The sequence below is a fragment of the Morganella morganii genome, assembly GCF_019243775.1.
GTDB lineage: Bacteria > Pseudomonadota > Gammaproteobacteria > Enterobacterales > Enterobacteriaceae > Morganella > Morganella morganii.
In genome coordinates this window covers 290,705-310,842 of the sequence record NZ_CP069157.1, presented here as the reverse complement: position 1 = coordinate 310,842, position 20,138 = coordinate 290,705, and the positions used below count along the sequence as shown (strand labels likewise).

The window sequence follows — 20,138 nt, the reverse complement described above, 5'->3', positions numbered from 1 at the left end:
GCCCCGCAATTTTGTCGGGAGGAAACAATGGTCATTGTGATTATCAGCACCGTAAAGCCGGTGCCGGACAATGTGACATATCACGGACAGCCGCAGCGCGGCAATGTCTGCCATTCCCCCGTATTTATTTCAGAACCCCTCATTTGAGGGGTTTTTTTTTGCCTGGCCGAAACATGAGGAGACCCCAATGGCAAATCCGTTATACCTGCGCGATATCATCTCGATTAACGATCTCAGTCGTGATGAGCTGGAACTGGTATTAAACACTGCCGCGGCGCTGAAACAACGCCCTCAGCCTGAATTACTGAAGCAAAAGGTGATCGCCAGTTGTTTCTTCGAGGCCTCAACCCGCACGCGGCTCTCTTTTGAAACCGCCATTCAGCGCCTGGGCGCGTCTGTTGTCGGCTTTTCAGACAGCAGTAACACCTCGCTGGGCAAAAAAGGCGAAACCCTGGCGGACACCATGAGCGTGATCAGTCAGTACGCGGATGCCATCGTGATGCGCCACCCGCAGGAAGGGGCCGCGCGGCTGGTGTCTGAGTTTTCCGGTAAGGTACCGGTGATCAACGCCGGTGACGGTGCGAACCAGCATCCGACACAGACCCTGCTTGACCTGTTTACCATTCAGGAAACCCAGGGCCGCCTGGAAAACCTGCATATCGCCATGGTCGGTGACCTGAAATACGGACGCACTGTGCATTCGCTGTCACAGGCACTGTCAAAATTCAGCGGCAACCACCTGCATTTTATTGCTCCGCAGGCACTGGCAATGCCGAATCACATCCTGCATATGCTGGATGAAAACGGTGTGGCGTACAGCGAACATCATTCTATTGATGAGGTACTTCCGCAGTTGGATGTGCTGTATATGACCCGCGTGCAGAAAGAGCGCCTTGACCCGTCGGAATACGCCAATGTCAAAGCCCAGTTTGTGCTGCGTGCGGCTGATCTGGCCAATGTGAAGACGAACCTGAAAGTGCTGCACCCGCTGCCGCGCATCGATGAGATAACCCCGGATGTGGATAAAACGCCTTACGCGTACTACTTCCAGCAGGCCGGTAACGGGATCTTTGCCCGTCAGGCACTGTTATCTCTGGTGTTAAACGAAACTTTCCCGGCTTAAGGAGCACATCATGACTCAGGATCATAAATTACTGGTTGAAGCCATCAAATGCGGCACCGTTATCGACCATATCCCGGCAAATGTGGGATTTAAACTGCTCTCCTTTTTCCGCCTGACCGAGACGGACAGCCGTATCACTATCGGGCTGAATCTGCCGTCCAACAATATGGGTCGTAAGGATTTGATTAAACTGGAAGATACCTTCCTGACACCGGAGCAGGCCAACCAGCTCGGTTTTTATGCCCCTAAAGCCACAATTAATATTATCGAAGATTATCAGGTGGTTAAAAAACTGCCGATTAACCTGCCGGAACGCATTGAAGGGGTGATTGTCTGCCCGAACGGCAACTGCATCAGTCACAATGAGCCGGTGGAAAGCAGCTTTACTGTTAAGTCCATTGCACAGGAAATTGTGTTAATCTGTAAGTACTGTGAGAAAGAATTTGATCACCACGCAATCATTAATAACCAATAAGATAGATCCAGGTCAGTTGTCCGGGAAAATCAGACGATTATAATGATGGCGTTTTTAAAAGCTTAACAGCAATAATCATCCTACAGGAGTCCGTAATGACTAAAGTAATCGCAACAGAAAACGCACCAGCAGCAATCGGCCCGTATGTACAGGCAGTAGACCTGGGTAACATGGTAATGACTTCAGGTCAGATCCCTGTTGATCCGAAAACAGGTGCAGTTGCTGACGATGTTAAAGCTCAGGCACGCCAGTCACTGAACAACATCAAAGCTATCATCGAACAGGCTGGTCTGAAAGTTACGGATATCGTGAAAACAACTGTTTTCGTTAAAGATCTGAACGACTTTGCTACTGTGAACGCAGAATACGCTGCTTTCTTTGATGAGCACAAAGCAGTATACCCTGCACGTTCTTGCGTTGAAGTTGCGCGTCTGCCAAAAGACGTTAAATTAGAAATCGAAGCAATCGCAGTCCGTAAATAATCACTGCGCTTTCTGAGAACGATAATGAAAACCCTGCCAGGTGCGGGGTTTTTTTATACCCGTAAATTTTCCAGAAGCTGATCAAAAGAGACTCTGACCTTTTCATAAGTGGCCTGCGGATCATCACTGTGCACAATCCACATCGCACATTCATACAGCCCGCCATTAATAAACAGTGCCAGCACATCCGGTGCCACCTGTTTTATCCATCCGGTTTCCATCAGGTGTGTCAGACGCCGGGTGATCCCCTGCACACAGGCCAGTTCGTGGGATTTGAGAATGGAAAAATCCAGTACCGAGGCCGCATCACGGAACATAATCCGCTGAACTTCCGGCTCCAGACTCATTGCCAGATAGCCCTGACAGCGGAATTTAAAAGCGGACCACTCATCAGCTTCATCTTTTTCTGCGGTATCCAGGCGCACATCGAGTTCACGATCCAGATCCTGCAGCACCGCCAGAAACAGCCCTTTTTTATCACCAAAGTGATGATACAGCGCCCCCCGGGTGAGGCCCGCCTGAGCCGTCAGATCATCCATCACCGTCGCGGCGTACCCGGCCTTACCAAACTGCTGGCGTGCAGCACGGATAAGCTTGGTCCGCGTTTCTTCTATCATCTCTGCACGTGGCTTGTGGCTCATTTCATTACTCCTGCGGTCAGCTCTTTCAGCCGGGGATTATAGCACTTTTTTATTGACATACATCGCGTATGTCAATAGATTCACATACGCAATGTATGTTAATTGCATTACAGCCGGCTATCTCCGGCAGTTAAAAATTATATCCGCCTGTAATATAACGGATATCTGTGAGGTTGTTATGTTCAGCTCTTATCGCGTCATCTTTCAGCATCCCGGCACCAAAGCCTTTTCAGGGGCGGGATTTATCGCGCGGATGACCGTCTCCATGATGGGGATTGGGATCATTACCATGATTGCCCAATTGCGTGATTCTTTCTTTATGGCCGGGGTAACTGCGGCTGTTTATACCTTTTCAGCGGCATTCTGCGCCCCGCTGATCGCCCGGCTGGTGGATCGCTACGGACAGAGCCGGATCCTGCCGAAAACGCTGGTGATCAGTGTTCCCGCGACTGCCGCCCTGCTGTTATGTACGGTTTATGATGCTCCTGACTGGGCAATCTGGCTGTCTGCTGTTTTTGTCGGGGCGATCCCGAGCATGCCTGCCATGATCCGCGCCCGCTGGACACATATCTATAAAGGTGACCCGCGTTTACAGACTGCTTATTCCTTTGAGTCGGTGCTGGATGAAATCAGCTTTATTATCGGGCCGCCGCTGTCAGTCACACTCTGTATCGCGCTGTTCCCGCAGGCCGGTCCGCTGGCGGCAATTATTTTTCTGGTAATCGGTACCGCGCTGGTGGTCTGTCAGAAACGGACTGAACCGCCGGTGCACAAACGCGACGGGCTGGCAAAAGGTACCGTGCTGCGCCTGCCTGCGATTCAGCTGCTGATGGTGGTACTGCTTGCACTCGGGGTGATTGTCGGGACCGTGGATGTACTGGCTGTCGCTTTCGCCAATGCACAGGGGTATCCGGAAGGTGCCAGCTACGTTCTGTCTGTCTATGCTGCCGGTTCCTGTATCGCCGGGTTTATCTTCGGTGCTATCCGACTGCCGTTCAGCTACACAAAACAGTTCGTCTTTACCGCCGCCGCCACACTGCTGACCACCCTGCCGCTGCTGCTGGTCACCAACCTGACCGGGCTGGGGCTGACCATGTTTGTCGCCGGTTTCTTCTTCTCACCGACCATGATCCTCGCTATCGGCTTTGTCGAGCGTGAAGCACCGCCTAATATGCTGACAGAAGGCTTTACCTGGCTCATCACCGGGCTGGCGGTCGGTGTGGCACTCGGCTCTGCCGGAGTCGGTATGATCATTGATACTTACGGCATTGATGCCGGGTTCCTGCTGGCTATCGCTGCGGGGATCTGCGTACTGCTCACCGCCTGCATCGGTTATGTTTTCGTCTTCAAAGACGATAAAAACAGCGCTGATAAGTGACAGAAATAACTTTTAATATAATTTTCAGCAATCAAACCGCACATTTTTACACTTAACCGGAGTGTGCGGTTTGCCTGATGTCGCCAGAATTCTTTGACTTAAATCAATTTCAATCGCCTTATTCCGGAGGAAATCTATATCTAGTGCTATATAATACAAAGCACACTAGATATAGTATTTATTCACAGTGTTATCCACAACGCCATGAAGCCGCATTATGACAGGTTTTGCCCTGTGGATAACCAAACTGCCGGAGAGAAGCAAAGTGCACACTATCGTGATTAAGCGTGATGGATGTCAGGTAAATTTTGATGAATCACGCATCCGGGATGCCATTAAAAGAGCCGCCAAAGCCGCACGCGTTAATGATGATGACTACTGCTCTCAGGTTGCCTCCCGGGTAGCCTCCCTGCTGGGTGACCGGAAAAAGGTCGATATCGGTGAGATACAGGACGCCGTTGAAAACCAGTTAATGTCCGGTGATTACAAAGAGTTAGCCAGAACCTACATCGAATACCGTCATGATCGTGACGTGGCGCGTGAACTGCGCGGCCGCCTGAATAACGAGATCCGCGGACTGGTTGAACAGAGTGATATGTCCATTCTCAACGAGAATGCCAATAAAGACAGCAAGGTGATCCCGACACAGCGTGACCTGCTGGCGGGTATCGTTGCCAAACACTACGCAAAACAGCATATTTTACCGCGTGATGTTGTAATTTCGCACGAACGCGGCGAAATTCACTATCACGATCTGGACTACGCGCCGTTCTTCCCGATGTTTAACTGTATGCTGATCGATTTAAAAGGCATGCTGACTCATGGCTTTAAAATGGGTAACGCTGAGATAGAACAGCCTAAGTCCATCTCTACCGCGACGGCGGTAACAGCACAGATTATTGCCCAGGTGGCCAGCCATATTTACGGCGGCACCACCATTAACCGTATCGACGAAATTCTCGCACCGTTTGTCACTGCCAGCTATAACAAACATCTGAAAACTGCAAAAGAATGGCAGATTCCGGATGCGGAAGGCTACGCCAATGCCCGTACAGAAAAAGAGTGTTACGACGCCTTCCAGTCACTGGAATATGAAGTCAACACACTGCACACCGCCAACGGGCAGACGCCGTTTGTCACCTTCGGCTTCGGGCTGGGCACCTCAAAAGAATCCCGCATGATCCAGCAGGCAATTTTACGTAACCGCATTGCTGGTCTGGGTAAAAATCACAAAACAGCGGTATTCCCGAAACTGGTTTTCGCCATTAAAAAAGGCCTGAACCACCAGTACGGCGATCCGAACTATGACATCAAACAGTTAGCGTTAGAATGCGCCAGCAAGCGGATGTATCCGGATATCCTGAACTACGACCAGGTAGTGAAAGTGACCGGCTCCTTTAAAACCCCGATGGGCTGCCGCAGCTTCCTCGGTGTCTATGAAGAGAACGGTGAAATGATCCACGACGGGCGTAACAACCTCGGGGTTATCAGTCTGAACCTGCCACGCATTGCCATTGAATCACAGGGCAGTGAAGCGGATTTCTGGTCACTGCTGGATGAGCGTCTGGTGCTTGCCAAAAAAGCCCTGATGACCCGTATCGCACGGCTGGAAAATGTCAAAGCCCGTGTCGCGCCGATCCTGTATATGGAAGGTGCCTGCGGCGTGCGTCTGAAAGCGGATGACTCCGTCACCGAAATCTTTAAAAACGGCCGCGCCTCGATTTCACTGGGTTACATCGGCATCCATGAAACTATCAATGCCCTGACCGGCACTGAAACGCACATGTATGACGACGAACAGCGCCGCGCCCTCGGTGTCGCCATCGTGGAACGTCTGCGTCGTGCAACAGACGAGTGGAAAAATGAAACCGGCTACGGTTTCAGCCTCTACAGCACCCCGAGTGAAAACCTGTGTGACCGTTTCTGCCGCCTGGATACCGCCGAATTCGGGATTATCCCGGGTGTGACTGACAAAGGTTACTACACCAACAGCTTCCACCTGGATGTGGAGAAGAAGGTCAATCCGTACGATAAACTGGATTTCGAAGCACCGTATCCGCCACTGGCGAACGGCGGTTTTATCTGCTACGGCGAATACCCGAACCTCCAGCACAACCTGAAAGCACTGGAAGATGTCTGGGATTACAGCTACGACCGAGTTCCGTACTACGGAACCAACACGCCGATTGATGAGTGTTATGAATGCGGGTTTGCCGGTGAATTTAACTGTACCAGCAAAGGCTTTGTCTGCCCGAAATGCGGCAACCACGATGCTTCCCGCGTCTCTGTTATCCGCCGTGTATGCGGTTACCTCGGCAGCCCGGATGCCCGTCCGTTTAACGCCGGTAAGCAGGAAGAAGTGAAGCGCCGCGTTAAACACCTGAATAACGGCCAACTGGGGTAATGCAGTGAATTATCATCAGTACTATCCCGTTGACGTGGTCAACGGGCCGGGTACACGCTGCACCCTGTTTGTCTCCGGTTGTGTGCATCAGTGCCGCGGCTGCTATAACCAGAGCACCTGGCGCACTGATTCCGGTGTGCCGTACACCCGGGAACTGGAAGATATGATTATCGCCGACCTCTGTGATACCCGCGTAAAACGTCAGGGGATCACACTGTCCGGTGGTGATCCGCTGCATCCGCACAATGTGCCGGAGATTCTGGCACTGGTGCAGCGCATCCGCCGCGAGTGCCCGCCGGAAAAAGATATCTGGATGTGGACAGGTTATAAACTGGATGAACTGAATGATGCCCAGCGGGAAGTCATTGAGCATATCAATGTGTTAGTCGACGGGAAATTTGTACAGGATCTGCATGACCCGATGCTGATCTGGCGCGGCAGCAGTAACCAGGTCATTCACTATCTGCGCTGACACCCGCGCTGAACCGCGACCAGTGCAGTTTCTTTCCGAACCCCAGCGTATTATTCACCATCTTTATCTCATCCAGCCGCAACCCCCGCAACGGGGTTTTGGCAGCAATAGCTACCGGAAAGCGTCGGCAGTAAACGGCTCTCGCCTGCTTTTCCTCTTCCGCTGACAATGTCGTAATCTCTCCTCTGAACTGGATCCCGCGGATTTTTGCCACGGTCACCGTCTGTGCGGAAATGGTTCCCGCCACCAGCGGATTCTGCTGCATCAGCGTACCGTGCCGGGTATGCGGTTCAGTGAGGAAATAAAGCATCATTGCGCCGGTGTCCGCGACATAAAAGCAGGAAGCGCACCACAGGTCATCTCCGGCGGTGGCACACAGCGTAAAGACATGATTTTTCTTCAGATAAGACAGGATTGAATCGTGCGGTAATTCCATACAGTACCCCCAATAAAACCACACCGGCTGACAGAGTATATCATCCGGTGCTGGTTCAGACAGTCCCGTCAGACGGGCTGTATTGTATGACAAATCTCAGGGATTATTTATAGAGTTCTGCTGTACCGCCCATCAGGTTTTCACCACCTGCAGAGGTGATACGGAAAGAAGTTGCACCAGCTTCATCAGCTTTTTTGGATAAGGCAGCGGTCACATCAGCCAGGGTATCAACATCGCTGACAGAGACAACACCGACCGGAGCCTGAGTGCTGTGCTGAACTTCAGTTGCAGCAAAAGAACCAAATGAAACAGCACTTAACGCTAAAACAGCAGGGATGATTGCAGAAATTTTCATAATTTTATTCCTCAGAATATCGTTAGTATCATGAGACATTTTTGTCTCTCTTTGTGATGTGAGTCATACTATGCGCTTTCCGGCGGAAAGAAAATTAGCTATTTTTGCCATACTTATTCAATTATTTTGATGATAAAAATTTTAATTAATCACCGGGAAGAACTATCATGTGAAATACTACTGATTAATTAGTTACTTGCGTGACTATTACCCGACTAAAATCAACAAAATATTCGCCTTTCATACAAACATAAAAAGGCACGATTAAGCAAAAATGACGATAGCATCAGACAAAAATACGTGGTTCCTTTACATAATCAGGACAGAATCCGGATATCTTTACACAGGGATCACCCGTGATGTCGCACAAAGAGTTGCAACACATCAGTCCGGAAAGGGGGCGAAATATCTGCGGGGGAAAACAGGGCTGCATGTGGTATATCAGGCCGCTCTGGCGGATCGTTCAATCGCGTCAAAAGAAGAATACCGGGTCAAGCAACTGACAAAACAGAAAAAAGAAAGGCTGGTCAGTGACCAGCCTTCCGATTTGACGACATATCTTAACGGTGGTGATTATTCACAGCTGTCAAAATGATGTGAGAAATTAACCAGCCCGTGATAACGGTCTGCGGCATCATTTTCCAGCGGATAGATCAGGAAATACGGTGCGGTATCCGGCCATTTGCAGTGCAGATCAAACTCTGCTGCCGGTTTAAATCCCCACTTACCGTAAACTTCTGGATCCCCCAGCACCACAACCGCGCCGTAACCAAACTCATTGAGGCTGTCCAGCCCCTCATAAACCATCTGCTTCGCAATGCCCTGACCACGGTAAGCCTCTGCCACCGCAAGCGGTGCCAGTCCGACCCACTGACAATCCTCGCCTTCCACATCCACGGGCGTGAAACCGGCGTAACCGACCACCTGCCCTTCATCATCGGTGGCGACCACACCCAGGGTCAGCAGACCGTCTTCCCGCAGTGTATGCAGAAGATCAGCTTCGTTGTCACGCCCGAATGCGCTGCGCAGCAGTGCATCGATACCGGCGGCATCAACCGGAATTTCTGTGCGGATCAGCATGAGGTCACCACTGCCTGCGATTTATCCCCGTCTTCCGCCAGCCCGGCCTGAATAAACTCAGCCAGCTGCATTAATGCACTGCGCAGCAGCGGCGGCATACCATCGAGGTCAATCGAGTCCATCAGGTTTTTGACATACAGACCCAGCTCGGTATCCCCTTCAATACGCAGACGGCGCTGGAAGAACAGGGTATCCGGGTCCTCTTTGCGGGCCGCGATCAGCACCAGATCATTAGCATTACCGCTGAAGCTGACATCCTCCTGTTCATCCGCACTGACCACCAGACGGCCGTCACGGTTACTGATATACCAGTGAAGCGCCAAGTCACGGACTTCCACCTTCAGCCATTTATTTTCCAGAAAATCGAGATCGCCTTCTGTCAGCGCCTCTTCAAACTGACGCGCCAGAACCTGCTGAAGAACCTGTTTTTGCAGGGTAAACGGCGTTAATTTCAGCGGGAACCGCAATAACGCCGGCCCGTTGTGTACGAGCGAGGAACGAATTTTGGCAAACACCGTACTGACTCCTTAATCTGAATTACTGCGCCATTGTGCCAGAATCTGCAGAAATAACTCAGGATTCCGGTCAATTTTTCGTGTCATTGTTTCTATTATATACCCGATTTTCTTCCTGCCGCAGAGAACATCCCGCTTTTATATCCGCAAACCAGGTGATTTTTTGCGGTAAATGTTCACTAACCTGCCTCAGGTCAATACCTTTTTTAGCCTGCCATTTACAATTTCCGATCATTTTTATTATTCAGTCTGAGAGTCTCACCATGGAACTATTGTGTCCTGCCGGTAATTTACCCGCACTGAAAGCCGCCATTGATAATGGCGCAGATGCGGTTTATATCGGCCTGAAAGATGATACTAATGCCCGTCACTTCGCCGGTCTGAATTTTACTGAAAAGAAACTCGCCGAGGCGGTGGATTATGTTCACAGCCACCGGCGTCACCTGCATATCGCGATTAACACTTTTGCCCATCCGGACGGTTTCAGCCGCTGGCAGCGGGCGGTGGATATGGCCGCCCAACTGGGGGCGGACGCCCTGATCCTCGCGGATATCGCCATGCTGGAATATGCTGCGGAGCGTTATCCGCACATTGAGCGTCATGTCTCTGTACAGGCATCCGCCACCAATACCGAAGCTATCCGTTTCTATCAGCGCAACTTTGATGTGCACCGTATTGTGCTGCCGCGTGTGCTCTCTATCCATCAGGTAAAACAGCTGGCACGCACCAGCCCGGTGCCGCTGGAAGTCTTTGCTTTCGGCAGCCTGTGCATTATGGCGGAAGGCCGCTGCTACCTCTCCTCCTACCTGACCGGGGAATCCCCGAATACCGTCGGTGCCTGCTCTCCGGCACGGTTTGTCCGCTGGCAGGAGACCCCGCAGGGGCTGGAATCACGCCTGAATGATGTGCTGATTGACCGCTACGGCGCGGATGAGAACGCCGGTTACCCGACACTCTGCAAAGGCCGCTACTGCGTGGACAGCAAGCCTTACCATGCCCTGGAAGAGCCGACCAGCCTTAATACCCTGGAACTGCTGCCGGAACTGATGGCAGCGAATATCGCCTCAGTGAAAATTGAAGGCCGCCAGCGCAGCCCGGCCTATGTGACTGATGTGGCGAAAGTATGGCGTCAGGCGATTGACCGCTGCAAAGCCGATCCGGACAACTATGCGCCAGATGCCGCGTGGATGCAGACCCTCGGCGGCATGTCAGAAGGACGCCAGACCACACTCGGTGCCTATCACCGCAAATGGCAGTAACGGAGAGAAAAACGATGCAATTTTCATTAGGTTCAGTCCTCTATTACTGGCCGAAAGCAACACTGGAACAGTTTTATCAGCAGGCAATGCAAAGCAGTGCGGATATTATCTATCTCGGCGAAACCGTGTGCAGCAAACGCCGGGAAATGAAACCGGATGACTGGATAAATCTCGCTAAAACAGTTGCCGGAAGCGGCAAGCAGGTGGTTATCTCCACGCTGGCACTGTTACAGGCCCCGTCCGAGCTGAAAGAGATCGCCAAACTGGTGGATAACGGCGAATTTATGATCGAAGCCCATGATTTCGGCGTGATTAATATGCTGCACGAGCGCGGGCTGCCGTTTGTCGCCGGACACGGCCTGAACTGTTATAACGCCCCGGCGCTGAAAATTCTGCAAAAACAGGGGATGACACGCTGGTGCATGCCGGTGGAGCTGTCCCGTGACTGGCTGGTGAACCTGCTGAAGCAATGTGAAGAGCTGGGGATCCGCGACAAATTTGAAGTGGAAGTGATGAGCTACGGCCATCTGCCGCTGGCCTATTCCGCCCGCTGCTTCACCGCCCGTTCGGAAAACCGCGCCAAAGATGACTGCGAAACCTGCTGTATCAACTATCCGCAGGGACGCAAAGTCCTCTCGCAGGAAAATCAGCAGGTCTTTGTCCTTAACGGGATCCAGACCCAGAGCGGTTACTGCTATAACCTCGGCAATGATCTGCGCTCCATGCAGGGACTGGTGGATATCGTGCGGATCTCCCCGGATGCGCCGGGCGATCTGGCCGTCATCGACCATTTCCGTCAGAATGAAACCGGCGCACAGCCGCTGGATCTGGTACAGGCACAAAACTGCAATGGCTACTGGCGTAAAGTGGCGGGCCTGGAACTGGTGGAATAACGGAAGGAAATAACCATGACTGATGTTTATGCCCGTTTAAAAGCACTGAATATTGAACTGCCGCCGGTCGTTGTACCGGATGCAGAATTTCAGCCGTATGTGATTTTTGATAACACCATTACCCTCTCCGGCCATTTATCCAAAACCGGGGAGCAGTTAAATACCGGTAAGTTCGGGGCGGATCTGACCATTGCACAGGGTGAGAAAATTGCCCGTCAGCTGGCTGTTAACCTGCTCGGGACACTGCAGGGCGCGGTTGGTGACCTGAATAAGATTAAAAAGATCATCAACCTGAACTGCATGATTAACGGTACACAGGATTTTACCGATCCCCATGTGGTGGCGAATGCCTGTTCACAGGTTTTCCATGATGTTTTCGGTGAGAAAGGCTATCACAGCCGCAATGCACTCACTGTGGCACAACTGCCATTCGGCGCCTGTATGGAAATATCGCTGATCGCGGGTATTGAGTAACAAAACAGAACGGGCGCGATATCTGCGCGCCCGTTTTTACCGGCGTTATGCCTCACGTTGCGTACCTTGATCCTCTTTTCCCACAAAAACCGTGAGAACGGGATTTCCTTTATTTAACGGGCTCTTTTTTTCCGCCGGAATAACCGTCGCAGGGAATGCGTAATACGCCGTAATTCCCCGTCACGCAACATACCGATAAATACCCCGAGCAGCGTATAAATAATCCCGAGCACCAGCATCATAATAATATCGTTCTGCACGCTGCTGAACGGTAAATCCATCTGGTTGATCCCGGCAATCGCTTTGGTCGCCCAGGTGGACGGCAGTGCGGAAGCAATAAACCGCACCCAGTCCGGCATAGCCTGTAACGGCCAGATGGTGCCTGACATATAAAAGACCGGTGTGGTGACAAAGGCCAGTGTCAGGTAAATCATCTCCACACTGCGCAGACATTCAGTAACCAGTTTGCCCAGTCCCAGTACTCCCAGCAGGAACGGGAATGTCAGCAGCCATAGTTCATACATCGGCGCTTCCTGGCGGTATCCCAGCACCCACGGCCACAGGGCAAAGAAGACCGTCGAGAGAAACAGCCAGATAGGCAGCAGTGCGCTCAGCGCCCCCAGATACACCGCCAGCGGCGGTTTACCTTTCGGCGTACTGCGCACCGCGATACTGACACGGACACAGGCTATCAGCAGGGAGTGCTGTAATAACATGACCAGCAGACCGGGGAACACAATCGCCGCAAAGCTGACACCCGGGTTATACATAGCCACCGTTTCTGACTGTATCGGTGAAATAATCAGTGACGCCTGTTCCGGTGTATAGCCCGCATCCTGCAAAATACGGGTGTTATAGCCCCCCAGCAACTCCTGATATGCCTTGCTCAGCTCCTGCTGGATCTGCCCGCTGGCCAGACGGTTCGTCGCATCCCCGAATACCGGGACAGTGATATTTTTACCCTGGAGAATATTTCGCTCAAAATCAGTCGGAATAATAATGATGGCGAATAACTCGCGCATAATCATATCGCGCCGTGCCGTCTCCAGGTTGTCATAACCGTGCAGCTCCACTTTGGCGGTTGCATCCAGCTGCCGGATCAGTGAGCGGCTGGCTGCGGAGTGATCCTGGTCAATCACGGCGACAGGCAGATCCCACAAGACCGGCCGGACATACACCAGGCTCATCACACACAGTGAAACCACCAGCAGCATCCACATCGGTTTTGCCAGCATTCCCAGCAGGACTTTCAGGAACGTCTGAAAATAGAGTTTCATACCGCACCTCCCTGCAATGCCAGCCGTTTCGGTAACCGGTTACGGACAAAAAAGGCATTGGCTACCGGATAAATCAGCAATAATGCACAGACATACAGAATATGCAGCAGCGACACTTCGCGCAGGAAGATATCAAACATCGCATTGAGTGCGTGAGTCAGCGGCTCAAGGTTAGAGATAATCCTGGCCGGCAGGATCATCGACAGCTCCGGCACCGCCATGCCGGAAAACGCCATGGCGATACTGACCAGCATACCAATCATACTGTAAGCCATCAGCGCATTGCTGGTGAATGTGTAAAGCAGCAGGCCGATACTCTGTGCCGCCATGACATAAAAGAAGCCGATAAACAGCATATACAGCGGGTTACCTGCCACCTTGGCGCCGGAAAACGTCACCAGGGCAGCCAGTTCCACCATCAGCAGAGCGGTAAAAAACAGGGTATACGGTGCCAGTTTCCCCAGAACACCACTGAACAGCGGTTTAAGCGTCAGCAGCATGGTACCGCGCGACATACTGTAAATAGTCAGCGTGACAACAAATAACTGAAGCATATGGATGGTGGCGGCAAACTGCTGATAATAAATATAACTGCCGCTGGCATTGAACAGGCTGTCGTATGACATCGTCACCTGTGCCAGTTTCGGCAGCGTCTTGCCCGTTTCTGACGCGAGGACAGTGCGGTACTGTGCATTCAGTTCTGCTATCAGCCCGCTGAAATCCTGAATCGCATAGCTGCCGGAGGCATAAAATAACCCGTTGTAATACATCCGGACTGTCGGCTGCTTTCCGGCCAGCACATCACTTTCAAAACGTTTCGGGATCATCAGGATCGCGTAATCTTCCGCACTGCCCATCCGCTCCAGTGCTGCCGAAGGATCATCCCGCGGCGTGATACTGGCGTGTGAAGCAGCGTTCAGATTGCGCACCAGCGTCCGCGAGAGCGGACTGTGGTCATAATCCACCGCAGAGACCGGCAGATTCAGCAGTGTTCCCTCTGAAAAGTTCGCGCTGATCAGTGTGAATAAGATCAGCGGAAATAACCAGCTCAGCCAGTGGAACACCGGGCTGCGGATAGCCATCCGGGTTTCCTGTGTGAAGGCGTGGCGAAAGCTGTACCAGATAACCGGTATTCTCATCGTGACACCTTACTTATCCCGGCGCCACAGTGCACTCATGCCGGGTCTTAACCCGTCCACAGGTTGTGCCGGATAGAGACGCACCTCAAAGGTTTTCAGATCAAAATCCCCGGTGGCACGGGTGGCGCGTTTGGTGGCGTAATCCCCCATCGGGGCGATATAGCGGACTTCTGCCTCAATTTCCTGATTTTTCAGTGCCGGTACCGTCAGGGTGATTTTGTCGCCTTTTTTCACATCCGCGAGAATATCCTCACGCAGGTTATAGACAAAATACGCTTCCGGCAGGCGGATAATCGTTACCAGCGGACTGCCTGCATTAAACAGCTCCCCGATTTCAGCCGGAACCGGCCCGATCTCCCCGGTCACCGGCGCGGTAACTGTTAGTTCATCCTGCTGGACTTTTAATTCCGCCAGTTTCTGTTCTGCCTGGCGAAGTGCCGCTTCGTAACGCTGACGCTGCTCGGTGCGGTCGCCGTTTTTCGCCTGGTCGAGCTGAGCTTTGGCGGCCAGTACACCCTGCTGCGCCACATCACGGGCACGGCGGGACTGATCAAGCTCGGTTTTTGACACATAACCTCTACCGGCCATGCTGCTCATGCGCTGAAAATCACGCTGTGCATTCGCCAGCTCAGCCTGAGACTTCGCCAGCTGTGCAGCATAGTTGCGCACGCTCTCTTCCCGCGTGCCGTTCAGGGACTCGGTTAACTGCGCCTGAGCCTGATCGCGGGCAGCCACCAACGAGGCGACCTGTGCTTCCAGCTCCGGGCTGGTCAGGCGAATCAGCGCCTGTCCCTGTTTAACGTCGTCACCGCGCTCAATCAGACGCTCAACAACACGTCCTTTGGCTTTCGAGGAGACAATAACCTCCGGTGCATCGACTTCACCCTGTAATAAAAGATACTGGTTGTGGGCACGAAAAAGTGCAGCCATCGCAATTAAGACCAGCATCAGCAGGATCAGATAGATTGTTCTTTTTTTTCATTCTTGATTTCGGCCTTAACTATCACTTGTGAAACTATTCGAAATGGAATCATCCCGAATGAAATTGTTCTGGATAAAACGATGAAGAAAGGGGAAGGTTTCAGTATCACTGATTTCAGCTGAAACCGTTAAGATATTTGTGCGCCAGATCACAGCATAATACCTTCAATCTTAGCCTCACACACCTGTTACACAACTATTTTTAATATAAAATCTCAGATAGTTACAAATAATTCTCCTCCGGCAAGTGATCCGACAGAAAAATGTATGACTACAACCTGATTTTCCTGCTGCTTCAGCAGATGTGTGTGTACCTGGTTATCGCCTGGGTGCTCAGCAAAACGCCGCTGGTGCTGCCGGTCTTACAGGTGACTGTCCGCCTGCCGCACAAGCTGATGTGCTACCTGATTTTCTCCGTTTTCTGTGTCATGGGCACCTATTTCGGACTGAATATCAATGATTCCATCGCCAACACACGGGCTATCGGCTCCGTACTCGGCGGGTTGCTCGGCGGACCGTCTGTCGGGCTGCTGGTCGGTTTTACCGGCGGGCTGCACCGCTATTCTCTCGGCGGGATGACGGCGTTCAGTTGTATGGTGTCCACTATTGTCGAGGGGCTTATCGGCGGCCTGGTTCACCGCTACTATATGAAGCGCGGGCAGATCAACAAACTGTTTAATCCCTGGACAGCGGCCGGTGTGACCTTTGTTGCCGAACTGGCGCAGATGGCGATTATTCTGTTACTGGCACGGCCGTTTAATGAAGCGCTGAATCTGGTGAAAGATATTGCCGCACCGATGATTATCGCCAATACCATCGGTGCCGCTATGTTTATCCGTATCCTGCTGGACAGACGCGCTATCTTTGAAAAATACACCAGTGCCTTTTCCGCCCAGGCATTGAAACTGGCGATCAGTACAGACGGCGTGCTGCGCCAGGGATTTAACGAGACCAACAGCCGCCAGGTGGCACAGGTGCTGTATGATGAGCTGAATGTCGCCGCCGTGGCTATCACGGATACGGAAAAACTGCTGGCGTTTATCGGTGTCGGGGCGGATCACCATCTGCCGGGCACGCCGATTGCCTCGCGTTACTCCCGGCAGGCCATTGCCCATAATGAAGTGGTCTATGCCGACGGCAACGAAACACCGTACTGCTGTTCGATCAATCCGCACTGTAAACTCGGCTCTACGCTGGTTATCCCGCTGACCGGGGAGAATAAGCAGGTGGTCGGTACCATCAAGCTGTATGAGGTGAAGAACCGCCTGTTCAGCTCCATTAACCGCACGCTGGGAGAAGGGATTGCCAGCCTGTTGTCAGCTCAGATTCTGGCCGGGCAGTTTGAGCGAAGTAAGCAGTCACTACTGGAAACAGAGGTAAAATTGCTGCATGCCCAGGTGAATCCGCATTTCCTGTTTAATGCCCTCAATACCTTACAGGCCGTGATCCGCCGCGATGCGGAACAGGCGCGGCATCTGGTGCAGAATCTCTCCACCTTTTTCCGCAAAAACTTAAAACGGCCGGGGGAGATAGCCACTCTCGCGGCCGAAATTGAGCATGTGAATGCTTACTTACAGATTGAGAAAGCCCGCTTCCGTGAGCAGCTCAGTGTGGATATCGCCATTCCGGATGCGCTGAAACAAGCCAGTCTGCCGGTCTTTTCGTTACAGCCCATTGTGGAAAATGCGATAAAACATGGTACATCACAGATATTTGAGCAGGGAAAAATTACCATAAGCGCACGGGCGGAGGGCAATACGCTTGTCATCCTGATTGCCGATAACGCCGGGCTGTATCAGCCGACCGGGATGAGTGACGGGCTCGGCATGGGGCTGGTCGATAAACGCATCAAAGTCCGCTATGGTAAACAATACGGCCTCAGTGTTCACTGCGAGCCGGAAGTAAAAACAACCATTATTCTGACCTTACCCTTCGACTCACCGGCAGGTGCGGCAGCACCGCCTGATAACTAAAAAAATGATAATGACACAATGAATGTTTTAATTGTTGATGATGAGCCACTGGCCCGGGAAAACCTGCGATTACTGCTTGATGCGTATCCTGACATCCATATCCTGGGTGAATGCACCAACGCCATTGATGCCATCGGAAAAATTCACCGCCTGAAGCCGGACGTGGTGTTTCTGGATATTCAGATGCCCCGTGTCACCGGGCTGGAAATGGTTGGTATGCTCGATCCCGGCCACCGGCCTGCGATTGTCTTTCTCACCGCCTTTGAAGAGTACGCCTTACAGGCTTTTGAGGAGGATGCGTTTGATTATCTGCTCAAACCGGTGGAAAAAGAGCGCCTGGACAAAACCCTGAACCGGCTGCGCCAGGGGCAGATCCGCCCGGCGGAGACCCCGGAACAGACAGAGCAACTGCGCTATATCCCGTGCAGCGGGCACAACCGTATCTGGCTGATGCCGGTTGAGGATGTGGTGTATGTCAATTCCCGCATCAGCGGCGTGTTTGTGATGAGCGCACACGGCCAGGAAGGATTTACCGAGCTGACACTCCGTACTCTGGAAACCCGTACCCCGCTGCTGCGCTGCCACCGGCAGTATCTGGTCAATCTGACCCGTCTGCGGGAAATCCTGCTGGGCGATAACGGCCAGGCCGAGCTGATCCTGAGTAACGATGAAACCATTCCGGTCAGCCGCCGCTACCTCAGACCCCTGAAGGAAGCGCTGGGGCTGATTTAATACCAAAATCCGGACGCATAAAAAAAGCCCGGCAGGGATATCCCGGCGGGCTTTTTATGATTCAGAGAATCAATTATGCATCATTATTGCTACGACGACGTGGTGCGGAGTTTCCGCCTTCTTCGCGGCGGAAGCTGCGGCGCTCGCCCTGCGGACGGCGATCGCTGTTGCCACGGTCAGAACGCTCACCGTCACGGCGGTTACCACCACCGAAACTGCGGCCACCGTTACCACCACGGTCATTACCACCGCTGCGGCGTTCACGGTTGAACGGCTTCGCATCACCGACTAATGTCATGTTCATTGGTTTGTTCATCACACGGGTACGGGTGAAGTGCTGTAACAGGTCAGTCGGCATACCTTTGGGTAATTCGATAGTTGAGTGAGTATCAAACAGTTTGATGTTACCGATGTAACGGCTGTTGATATCACCTTCGTTAGCAATCGCGCCCACAATGTGACGGACTTCAACACCATCGGTACGGCCCACTTCAATGCGGTACAGTTCCATATCACCCACGTCACGGCGTTCACGGCGCGGACGATCACCACGCTCAGGGCGATCACCGAAACGGTCGTTGCGATCATTGCGGCGGCGATCATCACGATCATTGAACTCACGGCGCGGACGGCGTGGTGCATCCGGTGGCAGGATCAGTTTGCGCTCACCTTCTGCCATTTTCAGCAGAACAGCAGCCAGAGTTTCCATATCGATATCTGCGTCAGACTCATCGCTGTCTGCCGGAACCAGTTTTTTCAGCAGTGCACGGTACTGATCCAGGTTGCTGCTTTCCATTTCTGCATGGATAGTGGCAGCGAATTTTTCCTGGCGGCGCTGGCTGATCATCTCTGCATCCGGTAATTCTACCTCAGGGATGGTCAGTTTCATGGTGCGTTCAATGTTGCGCAGCAGGCGGCGTTCGCGGTTTTCAACGAACAGCAGAGCGCGGCCGGCGCGGCCCGCACGACCGGTACGGCCGATACGGTGAACATAAGATTCCGCATCCATCGGGATATCGTAGTTAACAACCAGGCTGATACGCTCAACATCCAGACCACGGGCTGCAACGTCTGTTGCAATCAGGATATCCAGACGACCGTCTTTCAGGCGCTCCAGCGTCTGCTCACGCAGTGCCTGGTTCATGTCACCGTTCAGTGCTGCGCTGTTGTAGCCGTTACGCTCCAGGGTTTCAGCCACTTCCAGAGTCGCGTTTTTGGTACGGACGAAGATAATCGCCGCATCAAAATCTTCCGCTTCCAGGAAACGGACCAGTGCTTCGCTCTTACGTGCGCCGTAAGCAGTCCAGTAGCTCTGGCTGATGTCCGGACGGGTGGTTACGCTGGTCTGAATGCGCACTTCCTGCGGATCTTTCATGAAACGACGGGTAATGCGGCGGATAGCTTCCGGCATAGTTGCAGAGAACAGTGCTGTCTGGTGCTCTGCCGGGATCTGACTCATGATGGTTTCAACGTCTTCGATGAAGCCCATACGCAGCATTTCATCTGCTTCGTCCAGTACCAGACCTTTCAGGTTGGATAAATCCAGGGTGCCGCGTTTTAAGTGATCCAGCAGACGGCCCGGAGTCCCGACAACCACCTGTGGCCCCTGACGCAGAGCACGTAACTGGACGTCATAACGCTGACCGCCGTACAGGGCGACCACATTCACGTTACGCATATGTTTGGAGAAATCAGTACAGGCTTCCGCAACCTGGACCGCTAATTCGCGGGTCGGTGCCAGCACCAGAATCTGTGGTGCTCTCAGGTTCGGATCAATATTGTTCAGTAACGGCAGGCCGAATGCCGCCGTTTTACCACTACCTGTCTGTGCCATACCCAGGACATCACGTCCGGCAAGCAGGTGCGGAATACATTGTTGCTGGATCGGGGACGGCTTTTCGTAGCCCAGGTCGTCCAGTGCAGTCAAAATATCAGCTGATAAACCAATGTCAGCAAAAGAGATTTCAGTCTCAGTGGTCATGTAAAGGTGCCTCATACAAAATGGCGGCCAGTCTACACAACCCATCGGAAAGCATGTCGGTTGTTTTC

General features: G+C 52.5%; 22 protein-coding genes. 12 read left to right on the top strand and 10 right to left on the bottom strand.

Annotated features, from left to right (window positions below):
- Window positions 1-187 precede the first annotated feature (187 nt).
- The 3 genes from pyrB (at window position 188) to ridA (ending at window position 2,080) form a co-directional block, all read left to right on the top strand.
- Window positions 188-1,123, top strand: a complete 936-nt coding sequence (gene pyrB, locus JL661_RS01520; RefSeq protein WP_004234607.1) for an aspartate carbamoyltransferase — start codon at window positions 188-190, stop codon at window positions 1,121-1,123.
- Window positions 1,124-1,133: 10 nt separating this feature from the next.
- The gene (gene pyrI / locus JL661_RS01515; RefSeq protein WP_004234606.1) at window positions 1,134-1,598 is read left to right on the top strand and encodes an aspartate carbamoyltransferase regulatory subunit; all 465 of its coding nucleotides are present in this window, start codon (window positions 1,134-1,136) and stop codon (window positions 1,596-1,598) included.
- A gap of 95 nt (window positions 1,599-1,693) precedes the next feature.
- Entirely contained in the window at window positions 1,694-2,080 is a 387-nt protein-coding gene (gene ridA / locus JL661_RS01510; RefSeq protein ID WP_004234600.1) for a 2-iminobutanoate/2-iminopropanoate deaminase, read from the top strand.
- Between the two features lie 53 nt (window positions 2,081-2,133).
- Here the strand turns inward: ridA and JL661_RS01505 are convergent, their stop codons facing one another.
- Window positions 2,134-2,721, bottom strand: a complete 588-nt coding sequence (locus tag JL661_RS01505; protein ID WP_004241409.1) for a TetR/AcrR family transcriptional regulator — start codon at window positions 2,719-2,721, stop codon at window positions 2,134-2,136.
- 178 nt (window positions 2,722-2,899) lie between these two features.
- Here JL661_RS01505 and JL661_RS01500 point away from each other — a divergent pair, with 178 nt between their 5' ends.
- The 3 genes from JL661_RS01500 to nrdG all read left to right on the top strand — a co-directional run bounded on the left by JL661_RS01500 (window position 2,900) and on the right by nrdG (window position 6,975).
- Window positions 2,900-4,099, top strand: coding sequence for an MFS transporter (locus tag JL661_RS01500; RefSeq protein WP_062772203.1), 1,200 nt, complete (start codon window positions 2,900-2,902; stop codon window positions 4,097-4,099).
- Window positions 4,100-4,316: 217 nt separating this feature from the next.
- The gene (gene nrdD / locus JL661_RS01495; protein ID WP_051997336.1) at window positions 4,317-6,503 is read left to right on the top strand and encodes an anaerobic ribonucleoside-triphosphate reductase; all 2,187 of its coding nucleotides are present in this window, start codon (window positions 4,317-4,319) and stop codon (window positions 6,501-6,503) included.
- A gap of 4 nt (window positions 6,504-6,507) precedes the next feature.
- Complete coding sequence (nrdG, locus tag JL661_RS01490) at window positions 6,508-6,975, top strand: anaerobic ribonucleoside-triphosphate reductase-activating protein (RefSeq protein ID WP_004241407.1); 468 nt, start codon at window positions 6,508-6,510, stop codon at window positions 6,973-6,975.
- Here the strand turns inward: nrdG and JL661_RS01485 are convergent.
- On the bottom strand, window positions 6,956-7,411 hold the full coding sequence (locus JL661_RS01485) for a YhbP family protein (protein ID WP_036418231.1): 456 nt from the start codon (window positions 7,409-7,411) through the stop codon (window positions 6,956-6,958). The genes nrdG and JL661_RS01485 overlap by 20 nt on opposite strands.
- 103 nt (window positions 7,412-7,514) lie before the next feature.
- Entirely contained in the window at window positions 7,515-7,766 is a 252-nt protein-coding gene (locus JL661_RS01480) for a YdgH/BhsA/McbA-like domain containing protein (RefSeq protein ID WP_004241405.1), read from the bottom strand.
- A gap of 274 nt (window positions 7,767-8,040) precedes the next feature.
- Between JL661_RS01480 and JL661_RS01475 the strand changes: the two genes are divergently transcribed.
- Window positions 8,041-8,361 carry a GIY-YIG nuclease family protein gene (locus JL661_RS01475; protein WP_062772123.1) on the top strand — a complete coding sequence of 107 codons (321 nt, stop codon included), beginning with the start codon at window positions 8,041-8,043 and terminating at the stop codon, window positions 8,359-8,361.
- Here JL661_RS01475 and JL661_RS01470 read toward each other — a convergent pair.
- Both JL661_RS01470 and ubiT read right to left on the bottom strand, forming a co-directional pair.
- Window positions 8,340-8,846, bottom strand: coding sequence for a GNAT family N-acetyltransferase (locus JL661_RS01470; protein ID WP_062772126.1), 507 nt, complete (start codon window positions 8,844-8,846; stop codon window positions 8,340-8,342). The two genes, JL661_RS01475 and JL661_RS01470, sit on opposite strands and share 22 nt — an antisense overlap.
- Window positions 8,840-9,361: a ubiquinone anaerobic biosynthesis accessory factor UbiT gene (ubiT, locus tag JL661_RS01465; protein ID WP_004241402.1), complete on the bottom strand. Its 522-nt coding sequence runs from the start codon at window positions 9,359-9,361 to the stop codon at window positions 8,840-8,842. Before ubiT ends, JL661_RS01470 begins: the two co-directional genes overlap by 7 nt.
- A gap of 263 nt (window positions 9,362-9,624) precedes the next feature.
- On the opposite strand from ubiT, the gene ubiU reads away from it, so the two are divergent.
- From ubiU to JL661_RS01450, 3 genes are read left to right on the top strand one after another with little or no spacing between them, the layout of a single operon-like run.
- Window positions 9,625-10,620: a ubiquinone anaerobic biosynthesis protein UbiU gene (gene ubiU / locus JL661_RS01460; RefSeq protein ID WP_004234583.1), complete on the top strand. Its 996-nt coding sequence runs from the start codon at window positions 9,625-9,627 to the stop codon at window positions 10,618-10,620.
- 14 nt (window positions 10,621-10,634) lie between these two features.
- The gene (locus tag JL661_RS01455; protein WP_062772129.1) at window positions 10,635-11,513 is read left to right on the top strand and encodes a U32 family peptidase; all 879 of its coding nucleotides are present in this window, start codon (window positions 10,635-10,637) and stop codon (window positions 11,511-11,513) included.
- Window positions 11,514-11,528: 15 nt separating this feature from the next.
- Complete coding sequence (locus JL661_RS01450) at window positions 11,529-11,987, top strand: RidA family protein (RefSeq protein WP_062772132.1); 459 nt, start codon at window positions 11,529-11,531, stop codon at window positions 11,985-11,987.
- Between the two features lie 113 nt (window positions 11,988-12,100).
- Here the strand turns inward: JL661_RS01450 and JL661_RS01445 are convergent, their stop codons facing one another.
- The 3 genes from JL661_RS01445 to JL661_RS01435 are packed head-to-tail and all read right to left on the bottom strand — an operon-like array spanning window position 12,101 to window position 15,351.
- The gene (locus JL661_RS01445) at window positions 12,101-13,264 is read right to left on the bottom strand and encodes an ABC transporter permease (RefSeq protein WP_036418181.1); all 1,164 of its coding nucleotides are present in this window, start codon (window positions 13,262-13,264) and stop codon (window positions 12,101-12,103) included.
- Window positions 13,261-14,403, bottom strand: a complete 1,143-nt coding sequence (locus tag JL661_RS01440; protein WP_004234577.1) for an ABC transporter permease — start codon at window positions 14,401-14,403, stop codon at window positions 13,261-13,263. Before JL661_RS01440 ends, JL661_RS01445 begins: the two co-directional genes overlap by 4 nt.
- Window positions 14,404-14,412: 9 nt before the next feature.
- Complete coding sequence (locus JL661_RS01435; protein ID WP_218481007.1) at window positions 14,413-15,351, bottom strand: HlyD family secretion protein; 939 nt, start codon at window positions 15,349-15,351, stop codon at window positions 14,413-14,415.
- Window positions 15,352-15,647: 296 nt separating this feature from the next.
- On the opposite strand from JL661_RS01435, the gene JL661_RS01430 reads away from it, so the two are divergent.
- Window positions 15,648-17,357 carry a sensor histidine kinase gene (locus tag JL661_RS01430; RefSeq protein WP_036413162.1) on the top strand — a complete coding sequence of 570 codons (1,710 nt, stop codon included), beginning with the start codon at window positions 15,648-15,650 and terminating at the stop codon, window positions 17,355-17,357.
- An 18-nt stretch (window positions 17,358-17,375) separates the two neighbouring features.
- On the top strand, window positions 17,376-18,089 hold the full coding sequence (btsR, locus tag JL661_RS01425; RefSeq protein ID WP_004234574.1) for a two-component system response regulator BtsR: 714 nt from the start codon (window positions 17,376-17,378) through the stop codon (window positions 18,087-18,089).
- Window positions 18,090-18,162: 73 nt separating this feature from the next.
- On the opposite strand, the gene JL661_RS01420 is transcribed toward btsR, so the two are convergent.
- Window positions 18,163-20,070, bottom strand: a complete 1,908-nt coding sequence (locus JL661_RS01420; RefSeq protein ID WP_004234573.1) for a DEAD/DEAH family ATP-dependent RNA helicase — start codon at window positions 20,068-20,070, stop codon at window positions 18,163-18,165.
- Complete coding sequence (locus JL661_RS18620) at window positions 20,060-20,125, bottom strand: hypothetical protein (protein ID WP_225875391.1); 66 nt, start codon at window positions 20,123-20,125, stop codon at window positions 20,060-20,062. The genes JL661_RS01420 and JL661_RS18620 overlap by 11 nt, the downstream gene beginning before the upstream one ends.
- Window positions 20,126-20,138: the final 13 nt, after the last annotated feature.